Annotated in this window: 33 protein-coding genes; 27 read left to right on the forward strand and 6 right to left on the reverse strand. The window is 52.5% G+C overall.

Annotated features, from left to right (window positions below):
* Positions 1–15: 15 nt before the first annotated feature.
* A complete protein-coding gene (locus K3729_05185) occupies positions 16–2,250 on the reverse strand; it encodes a HAMP domain-containing protein (GenBank protein UWR00171.1) in 2,235 nt (744 codons plus the stop codon).
* A 241-nt stretch (positions 2,251–2,491) separates the two neighbouring features.
* Here K3729_05185 and rpsJ point away from each other — a divergent pair, with 241 nt between their 5' ends.
* The 4 genes from rpsJ to K3729_05205 are packed head-to-tail and all read left to right on the forward strand — an operon-like array spanning position 2,492 to position 4,451.
* Positions 2,492–2,806: a 30S ribosomal protein S10 gene (gene rpsJ, locus K3729_05190; GenBank protein ID UWR00172.1), complete on the forward strand. Its 315-nt coding sequence runs from the start codon at positions 2,492–2,494 to the stop codon at positions 2,804–2,806.
* A gap of 13 nt (positions 2,807–2,819) precedes the next feature.
* The gene (gene rplC / locus K3729_05195; protein ID UWR00173.1) at positions 2,820–3,548 is read left to right on the forward strand and encodes a 50S ribosomal protein L3; all 729 of its coding nucleotides are present in this window, start codon (positions 2,820–2,822) and stop codon (positions 3,546–3,548) included.
* On the forward strand, positions 3,538–4,158 hold the full coding sequence (gene rplD / locus K3729_05200) for a 50S ribosomal protein L4 (GenBank protein ID UWR00174.1): 621 nt from the start codon (positions 3,538–3,540) through the stop codon (positions 4,156–4,158). The genes rplC and rplD overlap by 11 nt, the downstream gene beginning before the upstream one ends.
* Positions 4,155–4,451, forward strand: a complete 297-nt coding sequence (locus tag K3729_05205) for a 50S ribosomal protein L23 (protein ID UWR00175.1) — start codon at positions 4,155–4,157, stop codon at positions 4,449–4,451. The genes rplD and K3729_05205 overlap by 4 nt, the downstream gene beginning before the upstream one ends.
* A 479-nt stretch (positions 4,452–4,930) precedes the next feature.
* Here K3729_05205 and K3729_05210 read toward each other — a convergent pair whose 3' ends face one another.
* Positions 4,931–5,134 (reverse strand): hypothetical protein, encoded by a 204-nt coding sequence (locus K3729_05210; GenBank protein UWR00176.1) that lies wholly within the window; start codon positions 5,132–5,134, stop codon positions 4,931–4,933.
* A gap of 236 nt (positions 5,135–5,370) precedes the next feature.
* On the reverse strand, positions 5,371–6,093 hold the full coding sequence (locus K3729_05215; GenBank protein UWR00177.1) for a sel1 repeat family protein: 723 nt from the start codon (positions 6,091–6,093) through the stop codon (positions 5,371–5,373).
* Positions 6,094–6,297: 204 nt separating this feature from the next.
* Here K3729_05215 and rplB point away from each other — a divergent pair, with 204 nt between their 5' ends.
* The 9 genes from rplB (at position 6,298) to K3729_05260 (ending at position 12,672) form a co-directional block, all read left to right on the forward strand.
* Entirely contained in the window at positions 6,298–7,140 is an 843-nt protein-coding gene (gene rplB / locus K3729_05220; protein UWR00178.1) for a 50S ribosomal protein L2, read from the forward strand.
* 2 nt (positions 7,141–7,142) lie between these two features.
* Positions 7,143–7,421 (forward strand): 30S ribosomal protein S19, encoded by a 279-nt coding sequence (gene rpsS, locus K3729_05225; GenBank protein UWR00179.1) that lies wholly within the window; start codon positions 7,143–7,145, stop codon positions 7,419–7,421.
* 3 nt (positions 7,422–7,424) lie between these two features.
* Complete coding sequence (rplV, locus tag K3729_05230; GenBank protein UWR00180.1) at positions 7,425–7,805, forward strand: 50S ribosomal protein L22; 381 nt, start codon at positions 7,425–7,427, stop codon at positions 7,803–7,805.
* Positions 7,805–8,509, forward strand: coding sequence for a 30S ribosomal protein S3 (gene rpsC / locus K3729_05235; protein UWR00181.1), 705 nt, complete (start codon positions 7,805–7,807; stop codon positions 8,507–8,509). Before rplV ends, rpsC begins: the two co-directional genes overlap by 1 nt.
* Positions 8,510–8,522: 13 nt before the next feature.
* The gene (gene rplP, locus K3729_05240; protein ID UWR00182.1) at positions 8,523–8,936 is read left to right on the forward strand and encodes a 50S ribosomal protein L16; all 414 of its coding nucleotides are present in this window, start codon (positions 8,523–8,525) and stop codon (positions 8,934–8,936) included.
* A 649-nt stretch (positions 8,937–9,585) separates the two neighbouring features.
* Entirely contained in the window at positions 9,586–10,998 is a 1,413-nt protein-coding gene (locus K3729_05245; protein UWR00183.1) for a glycosyltransferase family 61 protein, read from the forward strand.
* Positions 10,999–11,140: 142 nt separating this feature from the next.
* Positions 11,141–11,917, forward strand: coding sequence for a hypothetical protein (locus K3729_05250; GenBank protein UWR00184.1), 777 nt, complete (start codon positions 11,141–11,143; stop codon positions 11,915–11,917).
* A gap of 78 nt (positions 11,918–11,995) precedes the next feature.
* Positions 11,996–12,172 carry a hypothetical protein gene (locus tag K3729_05255; GenBank protein UWR00185.1) on the forward strand — a complete coding sequence of 59 codons (177 nt, stop codon included), beginning with the start codon at positions 11,996–11,998 and terminating at the stop codon, positions 12,170–12,172.
* Positions 12,173–12,261: 89 nt separating this feature from the next.
* The gene (locus K3729_05260; protein UWR00186.1) at positions 12,262–12,672 is read left to right on the forward strand and encodes a hypothetical protein; all 411 of its coding nucleotides are present in this window, start codon (positions 12,262–12,264) and stop codon (positions 12,670–12,672) included.
* On the opposite strand, the gene K3729_05265 is transcribed toward K3729_05260, so the two are convergent.
* Positions 12,653–13,270, reverse strand: a complete 618-nt coding sequence (locus tag K3729_05265) for a hypothetical protein (GenBank protein ID UWR00187.1) — start codon at positions 13,268–13,270, stop codon at positions 12,653–12,655. The genes K3729_05260 and K3729_05265 overlap by 20 nt on opposite strands.
* Positions 13,271–13,531: 261 nt before the next feature.
* Between K3729_05265 and rpmC the strand changes: the two genes are divergently transcribed.
* The 13 genes from rpmC to K3729_05330 all read left to right on the forward strand — a co-directional run bounded on the left by rpmC (position 13,532) and on the right by K3729_05330 (position 19,605).
* The gene (rpmC, locus tag K3729_05270) at positions 13,532–13,738 is read left to right on the forward strand and encodes a 50S ribosomal protein L29 (GenBank protein UWR00188.1); all 207 of its coding nucleotides are present in this window, start codon (positions 13,532–13,534) and stop codon (positions 13,736–13,738) included.
* A gap of 3 nt (positions 13,739–13,741) precedes the next feature.
* Entirely contained in the window at positions 13,742–13,972 is a 231-nt protein-coding gene (gene rpsQ, locus K3729_05275; GenBank protein UWR00189.1) for a 30S ribosomal protein S17, read from the forward strand.
* Between the two features lie 80 nt (positions 13,973–14,052).
* Positions 14,053–14,421, forward strand: a complete 369-nt coding sequence (gene rplN / locus K3729_05280) for a 50S ribosomal protein L14 (GenBank protein ID UWR00190.1) — start codon at positions 14,053–14,055, stop codon at positions 14,419–14,421.
* Positions 14,422–14,423: 2 nt separating this feature from the next.
* Positions 14,424–14,729: a 50S ribosomal protein L24 gene (gene rplX / locus K3729_05285; protein ID UWR00191.1), complete on the forward strand. Its 306-nt coding sequence runs from the start codon at positions 14,424–14,426 to the stop codon at positions 14,727–14,729.
* Complete coding sequence (gene rplE / locus K3729_05290) at positions 14,729–15,292, forward strand: 50S ribosomal protein L5 (GenBank protein ID UWR00192.1); 564 nt, start codon at positions 14,729–14,731, stop codon at positions 15,290–15,292. Before rplX ends, rplE begins: the two co-directional genes overlap by 1 nt.
* 20 nt (positions 15,293–15,312) lie before the next feature.
* A complete protein-coding gene (gene rpsN / locus K3729_05295) occupies positions 15,313–15,618 on the forward strand; it encodes a 30S ribosomal protein S14 (GenBank protein UWR00193.1) in 306 nt (101 codons plus the stop codon).
* A 13-nt stretch (positions 15,619–15,631) separates the two neighbouring features.
* On the forward strand, positions 15,632–16,024 hold the full coding sequence (gene rpsH, locus K3729_05300) for a 30S ribosomal protein S8 (GenBank protein ID UWR00194.1): 393 nt from the start codon (positions 15,632–15,634) through the stop codon (positions 16,022–16,024).
* Between the two features lie 10 nt (positions 16,025–16,034).
* Positions 16,035–16,568 carry a 50S ribosomal protein L6 gene (rplF, locus tag K3729_05305; GenBank protein UWR00195.1) on the forward strand — a complete coding sequence of 178 codons (534 nt, stop codon included), beginning with the start codon at positions 16,035–16,037 and terminating at the stop codon, positions 16,566–16,568.
* Positions 16,569–16,579: 11 nt separating this feature from the next.
* The gene (gene rplR / locus K3729_05310) at positions 16,580–16,945 is read left to right on the forward strand and encodes a 50S ribosomal protein L18 (GenBank protein UWR00196.1); all 366 of its coding nucleotides are present in this window, start codon (positions 16,580–16,582) and stop codon (positions 16,943–16,945) included.
* 119 nt (positions 16,946–17,064) lie between these two features.
* A complete protein-coding gene (gene rpsE / locus K3729_05315) occupies positions 17,065–17,649 on the forward strand; it encodes a 30S ribosomal protein S5 (GenBank protein ID UWR00197.1) in 585 nt (194 codons plus the stop codon).
* Between the two features lie 3 nt (positions 17,650–17,652).
* The gene (gene rpmD / locus K3729_05320; GenBank protein ID UWR00198.1) at positions 17,653–17,841 is read left to right on the forward strand and encodes a 50S ribosomal protein L30; all 189 of its coding nucleotides are present in this window, start codon (positions 17,653–17,655) and stop codon (positions 17,839–17,841) included.
* A 304-nt stretch (positions 17,842–18,145) separates the two neighbouring features.
* On the forward strand, positions 18,146–18,493 hold the full coding sequence (locus K3729_05325; protein UWR00199.1) for a Dabb family protein: 348 nt from the start codon (positions 18,146–18,148) through the stop codon (positions 18,491–18,493).
* Positions 18,490–19,605, forward strand: coding sequence for an aminodeoxychorismate synthase component I (locus K3729_05330; protein ID UWR00200.1), 1,116 nt, complete (start codon positions 18,490–18,492; stop codon positions 19,603–19,605). Before K3729_05325 ends, K3729_05330 begins: the two co-directional genes overlap by 4 nt.
* A gap of 213 nt (positions 19,606–19,818) precedes the next feature.
* Here K3729_05330 and K3729_05335 read toward each other — a convergent pair whose 3' ends face one another.
* Entirely contained in the window at positions 19,819–20,442 is a 624-nt protein-coding gene (locus tag K3729_05335; protein UWR00201.1) for a PEP-CTERM sorting domain-containing protein, read from the reverse strand.
* Between the two features lie 218 nt (positions 20,443–20,660).
* Complete coding sequence (locus K3729_05340; protein ID UWR00202.1) at positions 20,661–21,635, reverse strand: YHYH protein; 975 nt, start codon at positions 21,633–21,635, stop codon at positions 20,661–20,663.
* A gap of 298 nt (positions 21,636–21,933) precedes the next feature.
* Here K3729_05340 and rplO point away from each other — a divergent pair, with 298 nt between their 5' ends.
* A complete protein-coding gene (gene rplO, locus K3729_05345) occupies positions 21,934–22,416 on the forward strand; it encodes a 50S ribosomal protein L15 (protein UWR00203.1) in 483 nt (160 codons plus the stop codon).
* The last annotated feature ends 29 nt before the right edge of the window (positions 22,417–22,445 follow it).

Consider the following 22,445-nt stretch of genomic DNA (forward strand, 5'->3'; position numbering starts at 1 on the left):
AACGAATTGAATAGGTCACGCTGCGTTGTTCTGCATAGCTTCTTGTTCAGGCTGGTTTCGTGAAACCTGAAAGTACTCTGAAATTTCCGACAGTTTCGAAGCACTCACATTAAGCGACTGCCCGCCACGCGTTACCGTATCGACCATTGCGGCATTTTGCTGCGTGACGCGATCCAAACTGGCAACCCCTACGTTGATTTCGGTAAGTGAGCCGGATTGTTCGGCAACACTGCCCGCGATCTTTGCGGTAACTTCGTTGATATGGGTCATACGGCCCACAATCCTTGTCAGAGCTTCACCTGCCTTATTTACCAGCGATACCCCTCGGGCGACTTCGGCGGTACTGCTATCAATCAACTGCTGCGTTTTCTGTGATGCCTCGGTCGACCGTTGGGCAAGTGCCCGTACTTCAGATGCAACGACTGCAAAGCCCCGCCCAGCGTCGCCCGCTCGGGCTGCTTCAACACCGGCATTTAGTGCCAAAAGGTTTGTTTGGAACGCGATTCCATTGATGACTTCAATGATTTCGGAAATGGACCCTGATGAGGTTTCAATTTGGGCCATCGCTTGCGCGGCTTGTGCCACAATTGGGCCGCTGCTTGTCGCGTCGGTTTCGGCCTCTGAAACGATATTCTTGACACTTTCTGCATCGTTGGCGGCTGCCTTCACACTTGATGTCAGTTCGTCCAATGCGGCGGCGGTTTCTTCAAGCGTCGCGGCTTGGTTTTCTGTGCGAAGTTGCAGGTCATTGGATGCCTTGAACATGTCATCAGCGTCGCTCTGAATGGCGGCGGAATTCGTGATAAGTGTGGTAACGACGCCTGATAGATGCCGGATGGAATTGTTATAATTATTCCGCAAAGGTTCGAATTCCGCCGCAAATGGAATGTCGATTGTCTTCGTCAAGTCCCCCTGAGCAAGGCCTGTCAGCGCCTCGTTCAGTTTTGCGACGACTTTGTCGCGTTCGCTTTGTTGGCGTTGGATGTTTCGCGCCGCTTCGTCGCTGGCGTCTAATTGGTCGCGGAAAGAGACAAGTGTATTTGCGATGTCACCGATTTCATCGGCGCGATGGGTGTCCTTGATCTTTGTATCAGCGTGCCGTCCAGCGACGTTTTCCATGGCGCTCCGAAGTCGCGACAGCGGTGTTGTCACGCTCGAAGCAAAGAGCAGTCCAATGCCACCCGAGACACAAACAGTCGCCAACCCGATTATCGTCATGATATTGCGCAGCTGGATCGCGGGTGCAATGACTTCTGCGGTGTCAATTTCGGCGACCAATAACCAGTCAAAATCAAAGACGCGAATTGGTCGCAATATGGATATCACGTTTTCACCACGGTACCCGGCAACATTGACGAGCGTGGAATCGTCTGTGTTTGCGAATGCTGCCAGACGTTGGGTGTCGACAAAGTTTCCCAGTACGCCTGGTCCGTTATCAAACCGGGATCCGGATCGCGCATTGCCGTTTTGTCCGACCGCAATAATGTCACCTGTTTTTTGCAGACCAGCTGGATTGCTCAGAATTTCTGTGGGGATGTCATCAGGCAGCTGCACGGCGAATACACCGATTGTGTCACCCCATTCACTGACAATCTTGGTTGCCAGAAATGCAGCTGGTGCCCCATGGCTTGGTTCGTATGCCGAATAATCGACTGACGACAGCGTATTGTCGTCCTGGTCCATCAATTGGCGAACCAGCGTTGCAAGGCCACTATCAGCATACGGCCCCGTCACGATGTTGGTCGCAAAGTCGGATTCTTTCTCGGTCGAATAGATCAGATCGCCGGCCAAATTGAACAGGAAGATGTCATAATATCCATCGCGTTCGGCGATGTCCGCAAAGAATGGGTGCAACCGTTCATGTTGCAGATGATAGCGATGCGGCGCATCTGGTTTCAGAAGGAGATCTCGATCGCCAAATGGGTGCGGGTTGTTTGTGATGTAGACCTCTTGCAAGGTCCCTGTCGGATCATCGCCCATCAGTCGAAACGTGTTCGTAAAACTCAGCGCTGCATCGCGAACGGTTGGGTCGGCACTATAACTTTCGACAAGGCTTTCGATATTCGCCGCCCATCTTTCGATCTGGGCCGCACGTTCGATCATGAGGACATCGATCGTGTCTTTTGCGAGTGCCTGTAGGGTTTGCCGAGATTGCAGGTAGGCAGAGACGGAAATGGAAGCACCAACAAGAAGGCATAGTGCGATGATGACAATGGGGAGTTTAACGGATATCTTGACCGAGTTGAGCACGCGCGCACCTTTGAACAATTTTCGACACCCTAGGCCGGAAATGTTGCTAATTGTTTTACGTTGCTCGGGTGATGTCAAAAACGGTCTTGCCACATCCTCCGACTCCCCCTATAGCACCCCAATCCAATGAGGGTACGCCATGCGTGCCCTCTTTCCGTTGGACTAAAAGACGCGATGAGGGCCTGCGATGGGCGTAAGTCTTCCTCTCCGTTCTAGACCCTAAATTTAGGGGTGATGTCACATGGCCGCACAAAGCCAAAACATCCGTATTCGCCTGAAGGCGTTTGATTACCGGGTGCTTGATGCAAGCACACAGGAAATCGTTTCCACAGCAAAACGTACAGGGGCGTCCGTTCGCGGTCCTATCCCGCTTCCGAACAAGATCGAGAAGTTCACCGTTCTGCGTGGCCCGCACATCGACAAGAAATCCCGCGATCAGTTTGAGATCCGTACGCACAAGCGTCTTCTCGACATCGTAGACCCAACACCACAGACAGTAGACGCGCTGATGAAGCTCGACCTGGCTGCGGGCGTTGACGTCCAGATTTCCGTATAAGGAGTAGAATATTATGCTCCGTTCCGGAATTATCGCAAAGAAACTGGGTATGACCCGGTTGTTTATGGAAGACGGCAAGCAGATCCCTGTGACTGTGCTTTCCCTCGAAAACCTGCAAGTTGTTGCACAGCGTACAACTGACAAAGACGGTTACGTCGCTGTTCAGTTGGGTGCCGGTGCTGCCAAAGCAAAGCGTACGTCTCAGGCGATGCGCGGTCACTTCGCTGCGGCGAAGGTTGAGCCTAAGCGCAAGCTGGCTGAATTCCGCGTTGCTGAAGAGAACATGATCGCTGTTGGCGAAGAAATCGCTGCAAACCATTACTTCGACGGCCAGTTCGTTGACGTATCCGGTACATCTATCGGTAAAGGTTTTGCCGGTGCGATGAAGCGTCACAACTTCGGCGGTTTGCGTGCGACACACGGTGTGTCCATCTCTCACCGTTCGCACGGTTCAACAGGTCAGTGTCAGGATCCAGGTCGCGTTTTCAAAGGTAAGAAAATGGCGGGCCACATGGGTGCTGCAAAAGTCACAACGCAGAACCTGCAAGTTGTGCGCACTGACGTTGAGCGTGGCTTGGTCATGATCAAAGGCGCTGTTCCCGGCTCCAAAGGTGGTTGGGTGACTGTTAAGGATGCGGTGAAAAAGCCAACTCCTGAAAACACAGTATACCCTGCTGGTTTGAAATCTGCGGCTGCTCCTGCGGCTGCTGCTGAAGTGGAGGCCGAGAACAATGAAGGCTGATGCAATCAATCTTGACGGTGGCAAAGCCGGGTCTGTTGACCTGAACGAAGCCATCTTCGGTCTGGAACCACGCAAGGACATCTTGCACCGTGTGGTTCGCTGGCAGCGTAACAAGGCAATGGCAGGCACACACGACGTGCTTGGTCGTTCCGAAGTGTCCTTCTCCACAAAGAAGATCTATCGCCAAAAAGGTACTGGTGGCGCACGTCACGGTTCCCGTGGTGCTCCGATCTTCCGCGGTGGTGGTACGTACAAAGGGCCAACACCACGGTCCCACGCACACGACCTGCCAAAGAAGTTCCGCAAGCTGGGTCTCAAGCACGCGCTGTCCGCTAAGGTCGCTGCTGGTGAACTCGTCGTTGTTGAAAACATCGACGTCAAAGACGCGAAAACATCCGCTGTAGCCAAGCAAGTTGGCGCATTGGGCTGGAAACGTGCCTTGATCATCGACGGTGCAACTGTGAACGCTGAGTTCGCACAAGCTGCGCGTAACATCGAAACACTGGACATCCTGCCGTCGCAGGGCGCAAACGTGTATGACATCCTGAAGTCTGATACTTTGGTCATCACAAAAGCGGGTCTGGAAGCACTGGAGGCTCGTTTGTCATGAGCGCTAAGGCAGAACATTACGACGTGATCCGCAAGCCGATCATCACAGAGAAAGCAACAACAGCGTCTGAAAACAACGCCGTGGTTTTCGAAGTGGCAATCGACAGCAACAAACCACAGATCAAAGAAGCTGTTGAAGCGCTCTTTGGTGTGAAGGTCAAAGCGGTCAACACAACGATCACTAAAGGTAAAGTAAAGCGTTTCCGTGGCCAGCTTGGCACACGTAAAGACGTGAAAAAAGCCTATGTGACGCTGGTTGAAGGCAACACAATCGACGTATCCACTGGTCTTTAAAGACTAGACGTCGTTGAAATTGAGGAGGCCCTCGCAGTGATGCGGGGGCCTCTTTCCGTTGAAAGGGCCACCATGCCCTTTCAACGCGTGCGCAAGGTCACATTGCCTACAATGTGACAGCGTCACTCAGTGGTTATTGCTCTTCCCAGCGTCGTAATACCTTTGCGTGGTCCAGTGAAATTGCGACCTACAAACAGAAGAGTAGGGGAAGACCGAGTGTAAAAAGCGTCAAGAAAAGGAATGCAATTTCAGAAAGCTGCAACGCCAAATAGTAAATTGGTGGTACGATTGCTAAGCCAACGAGCCATAACTTGCTGAGCGACAGGGCAAGAATAACTAAAATACCAGCTATGAGGAGCGAAATGCCGCCGGCGATAAAAGCTTCAAATAAAGCGCTACATTCTTGGTAAACTGCGGTCATCCGGTCAAATTATGGCTCATTGAAAAGTTAGGCAAGCATCTAGTCGACGGCACCGACTTCAGGTTTGATCGCTGCCAAGTACGTAGCCGTTTGCAACGCTCCGCGCGATACTTCCATGATCAAGCTGGCTTGGCGGCGTATTCGGGCGATGCTCTACCTTTTCATCCACCTTCTTCGCGCTTCGGTTTGCGATGATCAGCCAAACAACAAAAACAGCAAAGCCAATCAGGGCTATCGGGATAATGATTTGGTTGGCAGTCATAAAGGCGTTCTCCAATCGTTAGTCTCTCAAGCATAGCGACGATACAGTCATTCACAAGGACCAGCGACGGCCCGTAGGTTGGCAGCGGTGCCGCCTGTTACGGCTACTTTATCAGAGCCAAGCACGTTCAAACGAATGGGGCTGCATTACGCTCACAAAGGGCCAGTCCGCGGGACGGGCCGTCGCGGGCCCGGCGCCTACGGCGTGTTTCCGGGCTAGGGCTTGGTCTGTCCAGACTAGTACTCACAGCTAAAAGAGTCGCCCATTGAACATGCTGTATCCATGTGTTTTTGCCACTCTTCGCGCTCGACGCCTATCTGTTCAGCAATCAAGCCGAGGTTCCGACATCCGACTGGCTCAGTTAAATCACATGACTGTCTAGTAAACTGGGCACCTTTTAGGATGTCAGGCTCCACGCCTAAACCCTCAAGGTATATCTTTCCAAGTTGACTGCATGCACGGCCGTCCTCGCGTGCACATTCAGCGTCGAGAAGCTCACGTGCTTTTTGAAAGTCGACCTCTACACCCGCACCAAAAAGATAGCGGCTCCCTACTGCGGAGCATGCTGACCGATAATTCAATTCGCAGGCGCGTTCAAAGGCGATGAAGGCTTGTTGCTCATCCTGCGCAGTACCTTTTCCATCCTGAAATACCACTCCAAGATTGTTACACCCGCGTGCGTGACCTAACTCGCACGCTCTTTTGTAGTATTCAAGGGCCAGATCATCTGATTGAGGCACGCCATCGCCAATTTCATAGTGGTAGCCAAGTTGGGTGCATCCGACACCTGTTCCGTCAGCGCACATTTTCTCGAAGAGCGTGGGGCTGGAGAAGAATCTTGTCAAATTGGAACGGTTGTCATCTGCTTGGAGTGCAAGCGGAAAGCAGACTATGGCAGATGCTCCAAGCAGGTTACTCGCTATTGTGCGCAATGAAAATTTCCTCTCTGAACGCGTCAATTTACCTTAGAAAGTAGCATATTGTGTAAAGGTTTGCCACACCGGCACTCCCCACTTGCCACCCCCACCATCCCCTGCTACATCCCCGCTATTCAAAGGCCTCGGATTCGTTCCGGGGCCCTTGTGTTATGACTACTCTGGCACCTACGGGGGCCTTCACATCAGGTCTCGTAAGAGACCGCCAAGCAAACGGAAGAAGCTAACATGGCACTTAAGTCGTATAAGCCGACGACGCCGGGCCAGCGCGGGCTGGTGCTGATCGACCGTTCGGAGCTTTGGAAAGGACGTCCAGTTAAGGCCCTTACTCAGGGTTTGACTAAATCGGGCGGCCGGAACAACACCGGACGGATCACAATGCGTCGCATTGGTGGGGGTGCAAAGCGCCTTTACCGTATCGTAGATTTCAAGCGTAACAAGCTGGACATGTCCGCTGTTGTCGCACGGATCGAATATGACCCGAACCGGACAGCATTTATCGCTCTGATCCAGTACGAAGATGGCACACAGAACTACATTCTGGCCCCTCAGCGTCTGGCAGTTGGCGACAAGGTGATCGCGTCTGCAAAGGCCGACATCAAGCCGGGTAACGCAATGCCGTTCTCAGGCATGCCAATCGGTACAATCGTACACAACATCGAACTGAAGCCTGGTAAAGGTGGTCAGATCGCACGTGCAGCTGGTACATACGCCCAATTCGTTGGTCGTGATGGTGGCTACGCGCAGATCCGTCTGTCTTCCGGTGAATTGCGTCTCGTCCGTCAGGAATGCATGGCGACAATCGGTGCCGTGTCCAACCCAGACAACTCCAACCAGAACTACGGTAAAGCCGGTCGTATGCGCCACAAGGGCGTTCGTCCGTCGGTTCGTGGTGTTGCGATGAACCCGATCGATCACCCACACGGTGGTGGTGAAGGCCGTACATCTGGTGGTCGTCATCCGGTTACTCCATGGGGTAAGCCGACCAAGGGTGCGCGTACACGTAACAAAAACAAAGCGTCGCAAAAGCTTATTATCCGCTCGCGTCACGCCAAGAAGAAGGGTCGTTAAGTATGGCTCGTTCCGTCTGGAAAGGCCCATTTGTGGACGCATATGTCCTCAAGAAGGCCGAAGCGACCCGCGAAAGCGGCCGCAACGAAGTGATCAAAATCTGGTCCCGTCGTTCTACAATCCTGCCTCAGTTCGTTGGTCTCACTTTTGGTGTGTACAACGGCAAGAAGCACATCCCTGTTAACATCACAGAAGACATGATTGGTCAGAAGTTCGGTGAATATTCCCCGACTCGGACTTACTACGGTCACGCTGCTGATAAAAAAGCGAAGCGGAAATAAGCCATGAGCAAGGATAAGAATCCCCGCCGCGTGGCCGACAACGAAGCACGTGCAAAACTGCGCATGCTGAAGACGTCCCCGCAGAAACTGAACCTCGTTGCTGGCTTGATCCGCGGTAAGAAAGTTGAAAAGGCCCTGACGGACCTGACTTTCTCTAAAAAGCGCGTATCGGAAGACGTGAAGAAATGCCTTCAGTCTGCAATCGCCAACGCTGAGAACAACCACAACCTTGACGTTGATGAACTGGTTGTTGCCGAAGCTTACGTCGGCAAAAACCTGATCATGAAGCGCGGTCGTCCACGGGCACGTGGCCGTTTCGGCAAGATCATCAAGCCGTTCGCAGAAATCACCATCGTGGTGCGTCAAGTCGAGGAGCAAGCGTAATGGGTAACAAAGTAAACCCAATCGGCATGCGTCTTCAGGTCAACCGTACCTGGGACAGCCGTTGGTATGCAGATACCAAAGACTACGGTGACCTTCTTCTTGAAGACCTCGCCATCAAAGCGTTCATCAAGAAAGAATGCGCTCAGTCTGGCATCAGCCGCGTGATCATTGAACGTCCGCACAAAAAGTGCCGCGTTACAATCCACGCAGCGCGTCCAGGTGTGATCATTGGCAAGAAAGGTGCAGACATCGAAGGTCTGCGTCAGAAGCTGGCGAAACTCACTGCGTCTGAATTGCACCTCAACATTGTTGAAGTTCGCAAGCCAGAACTCGATGCAGCACTGGTTGCTGAAAACATCGGTCAGCAGCTCGAGCGTCGTGTGTCTTTCCGTCGTGCAATGAAACGTTCTGTTCAGAACTCCATGCGTATGGGCGCCCTCGGCATCCGTATCAACCTCGCCGGTCGTCTTGGCGGTGCTGAAATCGCGCGGACTGAATGGTACCGTGAGGGCCGCGTGCCGCTTCACACACTGCGCGCCGACATCGACTATGCTCACTACGAGGCGATGACGCCTTATGGGATCATCGGCATCAAGGTGTTCATCTACAAAGGTGACATCATGGAGCACGATCCATCTGCGCATGACCGTAAACACGCTGAGCTCCAAGAGGGTGCTATCCCTCGCGGCGCCGGCCGTCGCTAAGGAGATCTGAACAATGCTTCAGCCAAAGCGTACCAAACACCGCAAGCTTCACAAAGGCCGCATCCGCGGTGAAGCTAAGGGCGGCTCTGACATGAACTTTGGTTCATTTGGTCTTAAGGCCATCGAACCAGAGCGCATTACAGCCCGTCAAATCGAAGCTGCACGTCGTGCCATGACGCGTCACATGAAGCGTCAAGGTCGTGTGTGGATCCGTATCTTCCCAGACACTCCAGTGACGTCTAAGCCCGTCGAAGTGCGTATGGGTAAAGGTAAAGGTTCCATTGATTTTTGGGCATGTAAGGTCAAACCAGGCCGCGTCATGTTCGAAATTGACGGCGTATCTGAATCCGTTGCCCGCGAGGCCCTGCGCCTTGCAGCAATGAAATTGCCTATCAAAACACGTACAATCGTACGCGAAGATTGGTAATTTAAGCGGTCACGTCTGTGATCCTATAAATTTGCCCCTTGCTGTGTGAACAGCAGGGGGCTTTTTTGTGCCGATGCAGTGGGTTGGGCGGCATCGGAACGTGGTGAAAAGGCAGCGTGATAAATACTGCCCTAAGATCATTGCTGTTGACCTATTCGGCCCAAACGTGGCGCAATAGTTGTGTCCATCATTAAGTCGCCCTAAATCTGAACCGCGTCCTATTGCGAGATTTTTGTGTAATCGTTGATGCGTTCTCTGATGCGCACCCAACGTACCCAATACTAATGAGTGAGCCTAACGATGACAGGGGAAACCCCTCGGAAATCTAAAATTTCTGCGCAAGCTATTCGTCATGGAAATATATTTTGGCCGGGGCGGGATGACGGTATCCAACGGCTCGACGATCGACCACTTGCTCCTGAAATTCTTGATCACGGAGTTGATATTCTTTGCGCTTTCGTCGCAAAGTCACCGCCAGCATGCGACCAACATAATTAAGCGGTACAAACGATTTCGCGCCTTCAACGCTGGTGTCGCTTTCCCGAACACGCTTGCCGTTGCAACAGATGTGCGGATTAGCAAAACGATCACGACAATAGGCAACAAATATTTCTTTAGCGGGGCGTCTGGCGGCAGAATGCTGGTCAAAATGACCCGTACAGATACGCCGAGCAAACAGAAGCGGCTCGAAAAGATAATCCAATCGTTCGAAAAAAGACGGGCGAAAAACGACTTGGCGATCCCAATTGTAGACGGCGACGTGCGCAATTTGAACTTGGTCATTATGGCGAAGAACCTGTTCAACTTTTACCACTTCACGCTCGAAACGTTGCCAAGCCTGGCGTTGTACCGTGAATACAATTTGACCGGACTAATCATTATCCACACGGCAACGAAACGGCAGGGAGATTTCGTAAAGGACCAAGTGCTGTCACTTTTCCCGGAACTCGCGCCTCGTGTTGCGCTTCAATATGCAGATATCCGACTGTCAAAAGCACTCGTCGTTTTGGATTCAAAATTCTTGTATTTTCAAACCCACGACGACCAAATGCCGTCGATCGGGGACCTGTGTCGCAAAAGTTGGCTCTGGCGAGACCGGGACCTTGACCGACAAAGCCACAAGACGCTTACCATGAACAGCTATGCACAGCCGTTGCGGATGTTGCGGGACCGCGTGGTCGCGCGGGTGCAAGAAACTGCGGATGATCAGGCAGCACTCGCGAAGCCGCGGCGTTTATATGTCCGGCGTAAGCAGGCCGGACGCCTTCGCGGGATTGTAAACGAAGACCTCCTAATTGAAATGCTCCATGGGCTCGGCTTCGAAACCGTCTATTTCGAGGATCACAATGTATTGGAACAGGCGCGTTTGATGTCCCAAGCCGAGATCGTCGTCTCGGTTCATGGCGCAGGCATGACGAACATGCTTTATGTGCCAGAAGGGTGCTTGATAGTGGAATTATCAAGCTTGCAGATCATCATGCTCAGGTTCGGGGATTTTAACCCTTTGGCCTTGGCATCAAAGGCGAAGTATTTGCATTTCGTTGTTGATCATGACTGGCCGGATCAGGAAACAATACCAGACTTTAAAACGAATAGTATTGTTGGTCTCAAAGTAGATGAACTGGCCGTTCAGCAACTTCGGGCGCGCCTACTGGAACATGTCGAAGAAGTAGAATTTGAAACATTGATGGAAGAGGGGCGTTCTCTGAACGACGCGTCTGATTTTGACGCTTTGGGTGAGCTGCTTGACGATTACGCAGGCAGGTTGCTTCACAAAGCGGACATGCATGTTTGGGCCGCAAATTGTGCCGCGTCGGGTGGCGACTTTCACGGTGCGCTGGACCACTTGTTACGCGCGGTACGGTTGGCGCCCATGCGTCAATTGTTACTGGAACGCGAATTACTTTTGGCGCAACGCCTTGGTCAGCAAATTACGTTCGACGCGATTGCGTCCGACTACTTTTGCCATTCGGAATCGGCAGCAAGGTTTTTGTTCGCGGAAAACGGCTTGGGCCTGCCTGATGGTATTGAGCCAGATGTGCCTTCGGTAGCAGAGAAGTAGACCTATCTTCATGCGGTTGCTGATGTGACTGTTTGAAACAAGACTTGAACCCCCGCAGAGCAATCTGTGGGGGTTTCTCCTTGTGGAACAACCAGCATTCATCACACCTTTCTATTAAGTTTAGGAATACTGAGGGACTTTGATGTTAGGTTTGAAATGGTCTGCGATTGTCGCTTTATCTGCTGTCGTAACGCTTGGCGCATGCGAACAAATCAAGGATGCCAATCGGGCAGGGCTACAGCGCGATCGCGAAATCGTCAGAGAAAGACAAAGGATCTCTCGTGAAATTGACGCGTTGGCGCGTGGAAAGGCCACGCTGGCGGCGTGTATCGAAGCGCGATGCAGAGAGCTGAATCTAGATGGAATGCGACTTGATGACTTCAGTGTTATCAATGGCCTTACGCACGTGACGACTTTGATGATGAGCCGGACCAATTTTGATGATCTGAGCGACATCAAAGACTTGGGTCACCTGAAGGAACTGCACATCACATCGACAGATATCACTGACTTGGAAGGCTTGGTATATTTTCCGCAACTTGACGTGCTTCATGTCGAAGGAACCAGCCCAGCGGTGGACAAATCGCCAATTGCTCAATTAGCAGGTCTCTCAGATCTCGCGATGGGCAATGTGGGTAAAGGTTTCGATGTGTCATTTATTCAAGACATGTTGTTACTCGAAGACCTTTCCATTTCATGGCACGGCAGTGAGGCAGACATTTCAGTCTTGCGAGGTCACCCAACTTTGAAAAATGTCGATATCGGTGGCGAATTGCCTGATGATCAATCAGTGCTTTTGACCATGCCGAAATTAGAGGCAATCATGTTCTATCGTGCCGACATGCTGAATGATAATGTGCGTGATGCCCTGAATGCGCGCGGATTGTTGCAGTTATTGCCGGCCGTCATTGTTTGCTAACACGATATACCAATGGGCCTGTTCAATTTGACGATGAACCTCTAGCATATTTGGTATTGGCAACAGAGGCTCTGGCTCATGAAACACGTCCCCAAACCCACCACCGACGAAGATCTGATCAAGCAGTTTCTCGACAACGGCGGTAAGGTCACCAAAGGCAAGACAAAGCCAATGCCCGATGACCTTGGCCTGTCCAACAACGTCTGGGGCAATAAGCTGACCAAAGACGAAAAGGCCGCGAAGAAGGGCAAGTGACGCCTTCAATTCGTCGCACTCTCAAGACACTTTGCCCGTCAGGCTCCCGCATCGTGGGGCGTGGTTGATGGTCTAAGAGGTGCGTTGTGATGATACGGCAAGCGATGACAGCAGTTGTTCTGTTCTTCATGTCGACAGCGCCGGCCGCCGCAATTCCCTTGGGCATCGGGACGGGTTGGAATGAAACGCTTTCGCTTTGGCTTGGGTTCTTCTGTTTCATGGCAGTCACGTCGGGGCTCGCGCTGCACGCGGCAAAGCCACCCCAAATCGCATTTCACAAAGTGCATACAGCGCAAATCAGCAGGCTCGCAAAAGTCTACCGCGCCATTTTCGACGTCACGACAACAGGGTGTATGCTGATTGTCGTCTTCGGGCCCTATGCAATGGGCGAATGGAAAGTCGATCGGACGGAAGACATCGAAGCGGGCATTCTACAGATGCTTGAAGGCGGCCATGTAGCAGACGGGCACCCGCCAGCCGCTACCCCCAGCTATAATTGAACGACACGGTGATCCGTTCGTCTTCGGCCATGTTCATCGGCACCTCGTGGCGCAACCAGCTTTCCCAAAGCAACACGTCGCCCACATCGGGCTTCACGTATACAAATTGCTTCAACGCCTCTGGTGCGTTTTTCAAGCGCCCCGGTGCGGCCATCATCATCGCCAAACGCGGGTCTTCGAATTTAATCGCTGACGTGCCTTCGGGCATTGCCACATACGTCGTGCCAGATATAACCGAATGCGGGTGGATATGGGCGGTATGGATGCCGCCCTCAGGCAGGATGTTGATCCACAGGTCCTCTAATTTCAGCTCCTTATCGCCCAAATCAAAATGACATTCTTTAGCAAACGCGGCCACGTGCTGATCTAATGCTGCCACCAATTCCTTAAAGATCGGAAAACGCCACGGCAGATCGGTAAGCGAGGCGTAAGAGGTATACCCCGGAAACTCGTTCTCTTCACACCAATCCTGACCAGCTTCATCGTCATTCGCGATCACATCGCAAGACGTGGCCAGTTCATCCTGATCAATCTTGCCGTGGTCATTCAAAGGGGCGCGGTAGAGCGGGGTGGTGAAGAGGGGGGTTGTTTTGGTCATTGGAGGTCCTCGACGCGGCTGCGGGCGATCTAATTGGGATTTGTCCGTCTATATACAGGGCGCAAAGCTGATTGCGAGCAGGCATTGATCCGCTATGTTGCGTGGCATCGCACACTCCTGCCAAATCCTTAAAAACAAAGGGCCGTTAGGGGTTGCGAGACTCACAGAACCCCCCTATACGGCCAACTTCTACCCAATCCACTGGATTCGGGGTGACGCATATCGCGCGGCCTCCCAGTGTTTGAAACAAAGGAAAATGGCATGAAAGCCAATGAGTTGCGGGAAAAGACCCCCGACCAGCTTCGTGATGAGCTGGCAAATCTGAAAAAAGAATCATTCAACCTGCGCTTCCAGCAGGCCACTGGCCAAATGGAAAACACATCAGGTATCCGCGCTGCACGTCGCAACGCGGCTAAAGTCAAAACCATTCTGAACGAAAAAGCAGCAGCCGCTGCCAAGGAGGCTTAATCAATGCCTAAGCGTATCCTTACTGGGGTTGTTACAAGCAACCAGAACGCCCAAACAGTCACAGTTTCTGTTGAGCGCCGCTACAAGCACCCATTGCTTCAGAAAACAATTCGTAAGTCCAAAAAGTACCGGGCGCACGATGAGCAGAATACCTTTAACGTAGGTGATCAAGTTCGCATTCAAGAATGTGCGCCTAAGTCAAAAACGAAACGCTGGGAAGTTATCGCTTCTTAAGCGGTACCCAACAGTATTAACGAAACCCTGGGCCCCCGGACAGAAATCGGGACTATGCCCATAGGTCGGAGAGAATCTAAATGATCCAGATGCAAACCAACCTAGATGTGGCTGACAACAGCGGCGCCCGCCGTGTTCAGTGCATTAAGGTTCTGGGTGGTTCCCACCGTCGTTACGCGAGTGTCGGTGACATTATCGTCGTATCGGTGAAGGAAGCCATTCCACGTGGTCGTGTAAAGAAAGGTGACGTCCGTAAGGCCGTCGTCGTACGCACCGCAAAAGAAGTTCGTCGCGCAGACGGCACAGCAATTCGTTTTGATAAAAACGCTGCTGTGATCCTGAACAACAACAATGAACCAGTAGGTACACGTATCTTTGGGCCAGTTGTTCGCGAATTGCGTGCGAAAAACTTCATGAAAATCATCTCACTTGCTCCGGAGGTGCTGTAACTATGGCTGCTAAGCTCCGTAAAGGTGACAGTGTCATCGTTCTTGCTGGTAAAGACAAAGGTCAGAAGGGCACAATTTCGTCCATCGATCCTAAGTCCGGCAAAGCCATCGTTGATGGTGTGAACATGGCGATCCGTCACACAAAGCAAACCCAGACATCTCAGGGTGGCCGCACGCCAAAGGCGATGCCGATCGACCTGTCCAATCTGGCAATTGTTGATGCAAATGGCAAAGCAACACGCGTTGGCTTCCGTATGGATGGCGAAGCGAAAGTTCGTTTTGCGAAAACAACAGGGGATGCGATCTAATGCTTGATAACGCAAACTACACCCCGCGCTTGAAAACTGCTTACGTCGACACGATCCGTGCTGCGATGAAAGAAGAATTCGGCTACAAAAACGACATGCAGATCCCACGTTTGGACAAAATTGTTCTGAACATCGGCTGCGGTGCAGAAGCTGTCCGTGACAGCAAGAAAGCAAAGTCGGCTCAAGAAGATCTGTCTACAATCGCCGGTCAAAAAGCGATGACAACACGCGCTAAGAAATCCATCGCTGGTTTCCGCGTTCGTGAAGACATGCCTCTTGGTGCAAAAGTGACCCTTCGTGGTGACAAGATGTACGAATTCCTTGATCGTCTGATCACAGTTGCAATGCCACGTATCCGCGATTTCCGCGGCGTATCCGGCAAATCTTTCGACGGTCGCGGCAATTATGCCACTGGCCTGAAAGAGCACATCGTGTTCCCAGAAATCAACTTTGATAAAGTTGACGAAAACTGGGGCATGGACATCGTAATCTGCACCACCGCCGGTAACGACGCTGAAGCAAAAGCATTGTTGAAAGCTTTCAACATGCCTTTCAACAGCTAAGCGGTAGGGAGAATTTAGATATGGCTAAGAAATCCATGATCGCTCGCGAAGTGAAACGCGAGAAATTGGTCGCTAAGTACGCTGAAAAGCGTGCTGCGCTCAAAGCAATCATCAACGACAAAGAGAAGCCAGTAGAAGAGCGTTTCAAGGCAACACTTGAACTCGCAAAACTGCCACGCAACTCGTCTGCTGTTCGCCTGCACAACCGGTGCCAGCTGACAGGTCGTCCACACGCTTACTACCGTAAGCTCAAGATCAGCCGGATCGCGCTGCGGGACCTTGGTTCCAACGGCGAAATTCCCGGCATGGTCAAGTCAAGCTGGTAAGGGAGCATAGATAATGAACGATCCTATCGGTGATATGCTCACACGTATCCGCAACAGCCAACTTCGCGGTAAGTCCACGGTTGAATCACCTGCTTCTAAAGCACGTGTTTCTGTCCTGAACGTACTGGCAGACGAAGGCTACATTCGCGGCTATGAGCTGACGACTGGCAAAGATGGCCACCCGGCAATCGAGATCAGCCTCAAGTACTACGAAGGCGAAGCTGTAATTCGTGAAGTGAAACGGGTCTCAAAACCTGGTCGTCGCGTTTACATGAGCGTCAATGACATCCCACAAGTCCGTCAGGGCCTGGGTGTGTCGATTGTCTCCACCTCCAAAGGTGTGATGACGGATGCAAGCGCACGGGCGGCCAACGTTGGCGGCGAAGTGCTCTGCACCGTATTCTAAGGAGAACTCGATGTCTCGTATTGGTAAAAAAGCGGTTGAACTGGCATCCGGCGTTTCTGCGTCCGTGTCCGGCCAAACCATCGAAGTGAAAGGCCCGAAAGGGACCCGGACCTTTAAAGCAACAGACGACGTGACAATCACAGTAGACGGCCAGTCCGTTTCCGTTGAACCACGTGGTAAATCCAAGCGCGCGCGTCAGCAGTGGGGCATGACCCGCACAATGATCGCGAACTTGGCCACCGGCGTTACCGAAGGTTTCAAGAAAGAGCTTGAAATCAACGGTGTTGGTTACCGTGCACAGATGCAGGGCAAAACCCTGAAACTGGCGCTTGGTTACTCTCACGACGTCAACTTTGAAGTGCCCGAAGGGATCACAGTCACAGCTGCAAAGCCGACTGAGATCACTGTGGAAGGTATCGACCAACAGCTTGTAGGTCAGGTCGCGGCGAACATCCGCGCTTGGCGTAAGCCCGAGCCATATAAAGGCAAGGGTATCAAGTACAAGGACGAGTACATCTTCCGCAAAGAAGGCAAGAAGAAGTAAGGACGGTAACAATGGCAAATTCAAAAAGAACTCTGTTCTTGAAGCGCCGCTTGCGCGTTCGGAACAAGCTGCGGAAAGTTACTGCCAACCAGGGTCGCCCTCGGTTGTCTGTGCACCGCTCCAACAAAAACATCAGCGTCCAGCTGATCGACGATGTAAACGGCGTCACAATCGCGTCCGCTTCTTCGCTCGAAAAGGACCTGGGTTTTTACGGCAAGAACAACATCGAAGCAGCTCAAAAAGTGGGCGCGGCTATTGCCGAGCGTGCTAAAAAAGCTGGTGTTGAAGTTGCATTCTTCGACCGTGGTGGTTTCCTCTTCCACGGTAAGATCAAAGCACTGGCAGACGCTGCCCGTGAAGGCGGTCTGAAGATCTAAACGAACAGTAGGCGGCTTGGACAGCGTTCAGGCCGCCTCGATAATCGGGGACGCATCACGCGTCACTGCGATTGAGATTAATAGGCGCAAAGCGCGCCACCTGAATAAGGACTGCATTCATGGCAGAACGTGAAAACAACCGGGGCGGCAACCGTCGCAACCGTGAAGAACAAGCACCAGAGTTTGCTGACCGTCTGGTCGCAATCAACCGTGTTTCCAAAACTGTTAAGGGTGGTAAGCGCTTTGGCTTCGCCGCACTCGTGGTTGTTGGCGACCAAAAAGGCCGCGTCGGCTTTGGTAAGGGTAAAGCGAAGGAAGTTCCTGAAGCGATCCGTAAAGCCACTGAGCAAGCGAAGCGTCAGATGATCCGCGTCGCGCTCAAAGACGGCCGCACATTGCACCACGACACAAACGGTCGCCACGGCGCTGGTAAAGTTGTGATGCGGACAGCCCCAGTTGGTACTGGTATCATCGCCGGTGGTCCAATGCGTGCTGTGTTCGAAATGCTGGGTGTTCAGGACGTTGTGTCCAAGTCCATCGGCTCTGCGAACCCATACAACATGATCCGCGCTACAATTAACGGCCTGAAGTCCGAGCAATCCCCACGCAACGTCGCACAGCGTCGTGGCAAAAAGGTTGCCGACATCCTGCCAAAGCGTGATGACGCACCAGCGGCTGAAGCTGCTGCAACTGAGGAGGCCTAAACCATGGCTAAAACAATCGTTGTAAAACAGATTGGTTCTCCAATCCGTCGTCCCGCCAAACAGCGCGCAACGCTGATCGGCCTGGGCCTGAACAAAATGAACCGTACCAAAGAACTGGAAGATACACCTTCCGTACGCGGTATGGTAAACAAGATTTCTCACATGGTTGAGATCATCGAAGAAAAAGGCTGAGCCTGACTTCGAACGCAGGGGAAACCCTGCACCGACATTCAGAACGCCTCGCAGGAAACTGCGGGGCGTTTTGCGTGAAATAAGGGGGGGGACGCCAAGATATCTTCGCAATCAAACTAGGCGTAGCAATCGCAGTTTAGCGTTTATCGTACATTCTCGGCCTTAAGCCATTGATAAATGCTGCGACGAATGACGGCTGTAAGACCTTTTTAGTCTCTGCCGCAATGCAGCATTGAATTGCAGCGGATGCTGTGAAAATACCTAACGCAGGTCGGTTTTGATTGAGACAAGAACGGCCATCGGTATGGCTCAGCTTAGGATCATTCAAGTGGCAGACAAAGAACCCGCTCCTCAGATTATTCGTCATGTTGTGTTTTTCAGCAGCCGTGACGTCGATGATATTGATCGGATCGTGGATGGCCTGTCCATGCTATCCGCCATTCCGTCCCTCCGGCATTTTGAAGTATCCCGCAATCGGAGCGATGATCGGTTTTCCAACGACGTGGACGTGATTGTCTATGCAGAGTTTGATGATGAAGAATCCCTGAAGGCCTATCGCGCTCACCAAATTTATCAGGATTGCATTGATATCGTACGGCCCTTGCGCGAACTCCGTATTGCGGCTGATTTTTGGTCTCCCAGTCAGGCATGACCCGATCTGTTCAGTTTGACAGGGGGCCGTTGCTAAGCGGCTCTCTTTTTCATCAAGCAGATCACATCATCGCGGCGTGGCACCCCGAAGAAGTCGATAAAGCGCTGTGCGAGATGCAGGCGGCCCAAGCCGAAGGTAAATGGCTTGCGGGCACCGCATCTTACGAATTGGGCTACGTTCTAAATCCGAAATTGCGCCCTCGATTACCCGGAAACCGTCAGGATCCGCTGCTCTGTTTCGGTGTGTTCGATCAGGTTCACCCCGCCACTGATACGAAAACAGCCGGCATGGCCAACCTAGGACGTTTCGAACCCGAATGGGATTTTCAGACCTACCAGGAAGCCTTTGATGTCATTCATAGATACATCCGCAACGGCGATATTTATCAGGCTAATTTAACCTTCCCTATGGTCGCGCACTGCGAAGGCTCACCGCGCAGTCTTTACGAAGCGCTCAAGCGTAAGCAGCCTGTTCCGTTCGGTGCATTTGTGGATCTTTCTGAAACAAAATTATTGTGCCGGTCACCCGAGCTTTTCTTTTCCCTGTCGTCCGGAGGACAGCTGCGCGCGCGGCCCATGAAAGGGACAATCAAGCGTGGTCTGAATGCGGACGAAGATGCGAATTTAAAAGCCCAGCTTGCGAATTCCGAAAAAGACCAAGCCGAAAACCTGATGATAACCGACCTTCTGCGGAATGATTTTTCGCGGATTTCACAGATTGGTAGCGTACGCGTTCCTGCGCTTTTTCACGTTGAAAGCTACGCGACCGTTCACCAGATGATATCCGAAGTGACCGCAGAAATCCGGCCGGATTGTAAGCTCTCTGATATTCTTACAGCGATCTTTCCATGTGGTTCGATCACCGGGGCACCAAAGCTGCGGGCGATGGAAATTCTGTCAGATATCGAAAGCGATGCCCGCGACACATATTGCGGCGCTGTTGGGTGGATCGCACCGGATGGTGCGATGGAATTTAACGTCGCAATTCGAACACTGATTTGCCGGCCCTCCGGCAAGGTAAAGCTGAACGTCGGCGGCGGTATCGTTTATGATAGCACTGCCGAAAGCGAGTATAGCGAAGCTTTACTGAAGGCGCAGTTCGCAGAGCTTTAGGACGTAGTTGTGAAATAGGGCAACGTCAGCTTTGGGTCGCGGGCATCATATTACAAAATATGTAGGCGATTGAAAACTGCTCGAGCGGAGGGCGTTCCAGTGTTATGACGCGCCTGGTCATTTTAGGCGGTCACGCGACGACGTGGCGGTGCACGCATTGTGCACGGGTTGTGCACGTGAATCACATGCTGATTTTTGCGAATTTGAATGCGCCTAAGCGGCCAGCAGTATGCCGTCAGATTGCTTGCGGCGACGCCCGAATAACCCCAACCCAAACATGACCGACCCAAGCAAAAGCACAGATGCTGGCACCGGCACAGGCGCGGGGACTGCGTTGGATGTTGTGAATTCACCGATGGCTGTTTGGCCTACGATGTCGTTGGCGCTATCCGCAGGGAAGAACAAGGAACCAGCGCCGGGGGCGTTGACGAATTCGGCGTAAAGGCCGGGCGTCAGGTTCCATGTCGCGGACCCCGTAAACGCCTGTGTGCCATCAGTAAAACTTACGGTCCCGCCGTTCACGAACGACCAGATGTTCAGGCCGGTGTCGCCGCTATAGCTCCATAGATTGGCCGAACCGTCGGATGTCTGGTTGGTCGAACTAAAGTCGCCTGATGTGTTGTTGATCCCGAACCCCGTGTTGCCGTCTGCAAAGAAATTCGGAAGATAGATACCTACGCCGTCCGATCCGGACACAGTGGCGTTGGCAAGGCCCGGTTCGGCGACGACAGTGATCTGGTTTGCAATGCTCAGGTCGATGGACAGCAACGTTGCTGCAGCAGACACGCTCGGTGAAAGCACTAACGCCGCGATTACCGATGAAACCAGTTTTGCCATGACAGTCTCCAACAACAACAAGACACAACCGTCCCAAGATCACGTGACGGTTTACGTTGGGGTCAGTGTTAGAAGGCACCTACGACAATTGTTGGGCTGAAAAGTGTCAATACTGCCAAATTGCCGAAAAATATACGTTATTTCTTGTCATGTCCACGGACAGCGTTCCGCTGGGGGTAGGGGAACGCTGTCCGATCTATTGTGTTTGAGCCGCAGTATTACGGTCGCGGCCGCCGGGCGGATGCATCACAAACAGCATCGGGGTCTTCCGAAGCGCAGCCCACTTCAGCCGTGAGGCACGACAGGATCGCATTCGTCCCAGCAGCTCCTGCGTGGTAGTGATATGTGCCGTCTTCGTCCGAATGGCCGTTGCAGGCGTCGAGCCCCTCCGGCTCTGACCCGTCAGATAGCAAGTGCGTATAGATCGCATGGCCGTCCATCGCGATCCCGACCTGTGCTGCATCTTTTCCGTCGGCTGCAGGTTGATCAAGACAGTCCGTCACAGCGTGATAATGATAGCCTACATGGGTATTCACGTGCCCGCCGCAGTCGTCAAAGGGCGCAACTGTGTAGGCGGACAGAATGGCATCCACAGGGGCAGGGCCATCAAGACGCACACCATTGTGCGCAAGGCCCGAACCCGCTGTATTGGTCTGAACGGTTTGCGCGCTGAGCTGCGGTTCTAAAGGAATGACGTACGTCATGCTCGCGTCGTCATCCATGTATTCGGGCAGGCACTGAACGCAGAAATTGTTGTACTCTGGGTCAACATCTGGACGGGCGGCTGCTTCGCAAGAGGCTTGTGTGTCCGTGACGTTCACTTCGCCTGTTGTCTCATTGAAAAGTTGCCAGTTCTCGTCACCATAAAGCGTCGATAGTTCTGTGATGAATGTGCCGTCGACGTCCAACACCTCGCCTTCGTTCAGCCAGATGCCGCCTGCACTGGCATCGTCATTAATCGACGTGGGGCACCATGGGCCGGGCGTGTAATCCTGCGGCTCGGCCTTAACTGTGATCGAAAAGCAGCTTGTCTGGGTGCCGCCCGACAAGGTGCAATCCACGACCTTCGGCCCATTCAAGACCACAGCATTTTCGAAGAAATGTTCAATCTCATGCAAGCGATCATCGGTTGTGTCTGCCGAGGCTGAAGTCGCTATCAGCATTGCGGCGGCAAGGTAGGGGAGAGTTTTCATGAGAAATCCGATCATCACTTGGCTGGGTAAATCGTTTGGGCATATCCTGTTCTACGTTGGCGTTTCCCGTTTCCGTCGCCGTAATTTCAATATTGTGAAAAGATTTGAGCCGCGTTCATGTCGTGCGGGTTTCCTTCTGCTTTCACGTACTGAGAATTTTGATTTACCCGCCTACTTGATCCGTCCTGCACACCCGTCTATACGCCCCCAGTCGGGTTCCCGAATCCGATCTATTTGAAACGCCGTGTGCCCCATTTCCGTCGCTGGACGGGGTCCTCCGGCAAAAGGAGAAGCGACAATGTTTAAGTTGAACGAACTGTCCGACAACCCGGGCGCAACATCACGCAAAAAACGCATCGGCCGTGGTCCAGGTTCTGGCAAAGGTAAGATGGGTGGCCGTGGTATTAAAGGTCAGAAATCCCGTTCCGGTGTAGCCATCAAAGGCTTCGAAGGCGGTCAGATGCCGATCTACCAACGTCTTCCAAAGCGTGGCTTTAACAACATCAACGCCAAGACATACGCAGTTGTGAACCTTGGTCTGATCCAGAAATTCATCGACGCTGGCAAAATCGACGTCAAAGCGGACATCACCGAAGATGCGCTGATCGCATCCGGTCTGGTACGTCGCAAAAAGGATGGTATCCGCGTTCTGGCCAAAGGTGAATTCACCGCAAAAGCCAACATCGCTGTTCACGGCGCATCAAAAGGTGCGGTTGAAGCAGTTGAAAAGGCTGGCGGAAAGCTCACAACAACTGCCCCTGCGAAAGTAGCGGCTGAGTAAGACCTTGTGAGCGGCCAATTGGTCGCTTA

This window comes from Rhodobacteraceae bacterium S2214 (assembly GCA_025141675.1).
Lineage (GTDB): Bacteria > Pseudomonadota > Alphaproteobacteria > Rhodobacterales > Rhodobacteraceae > Yoonia.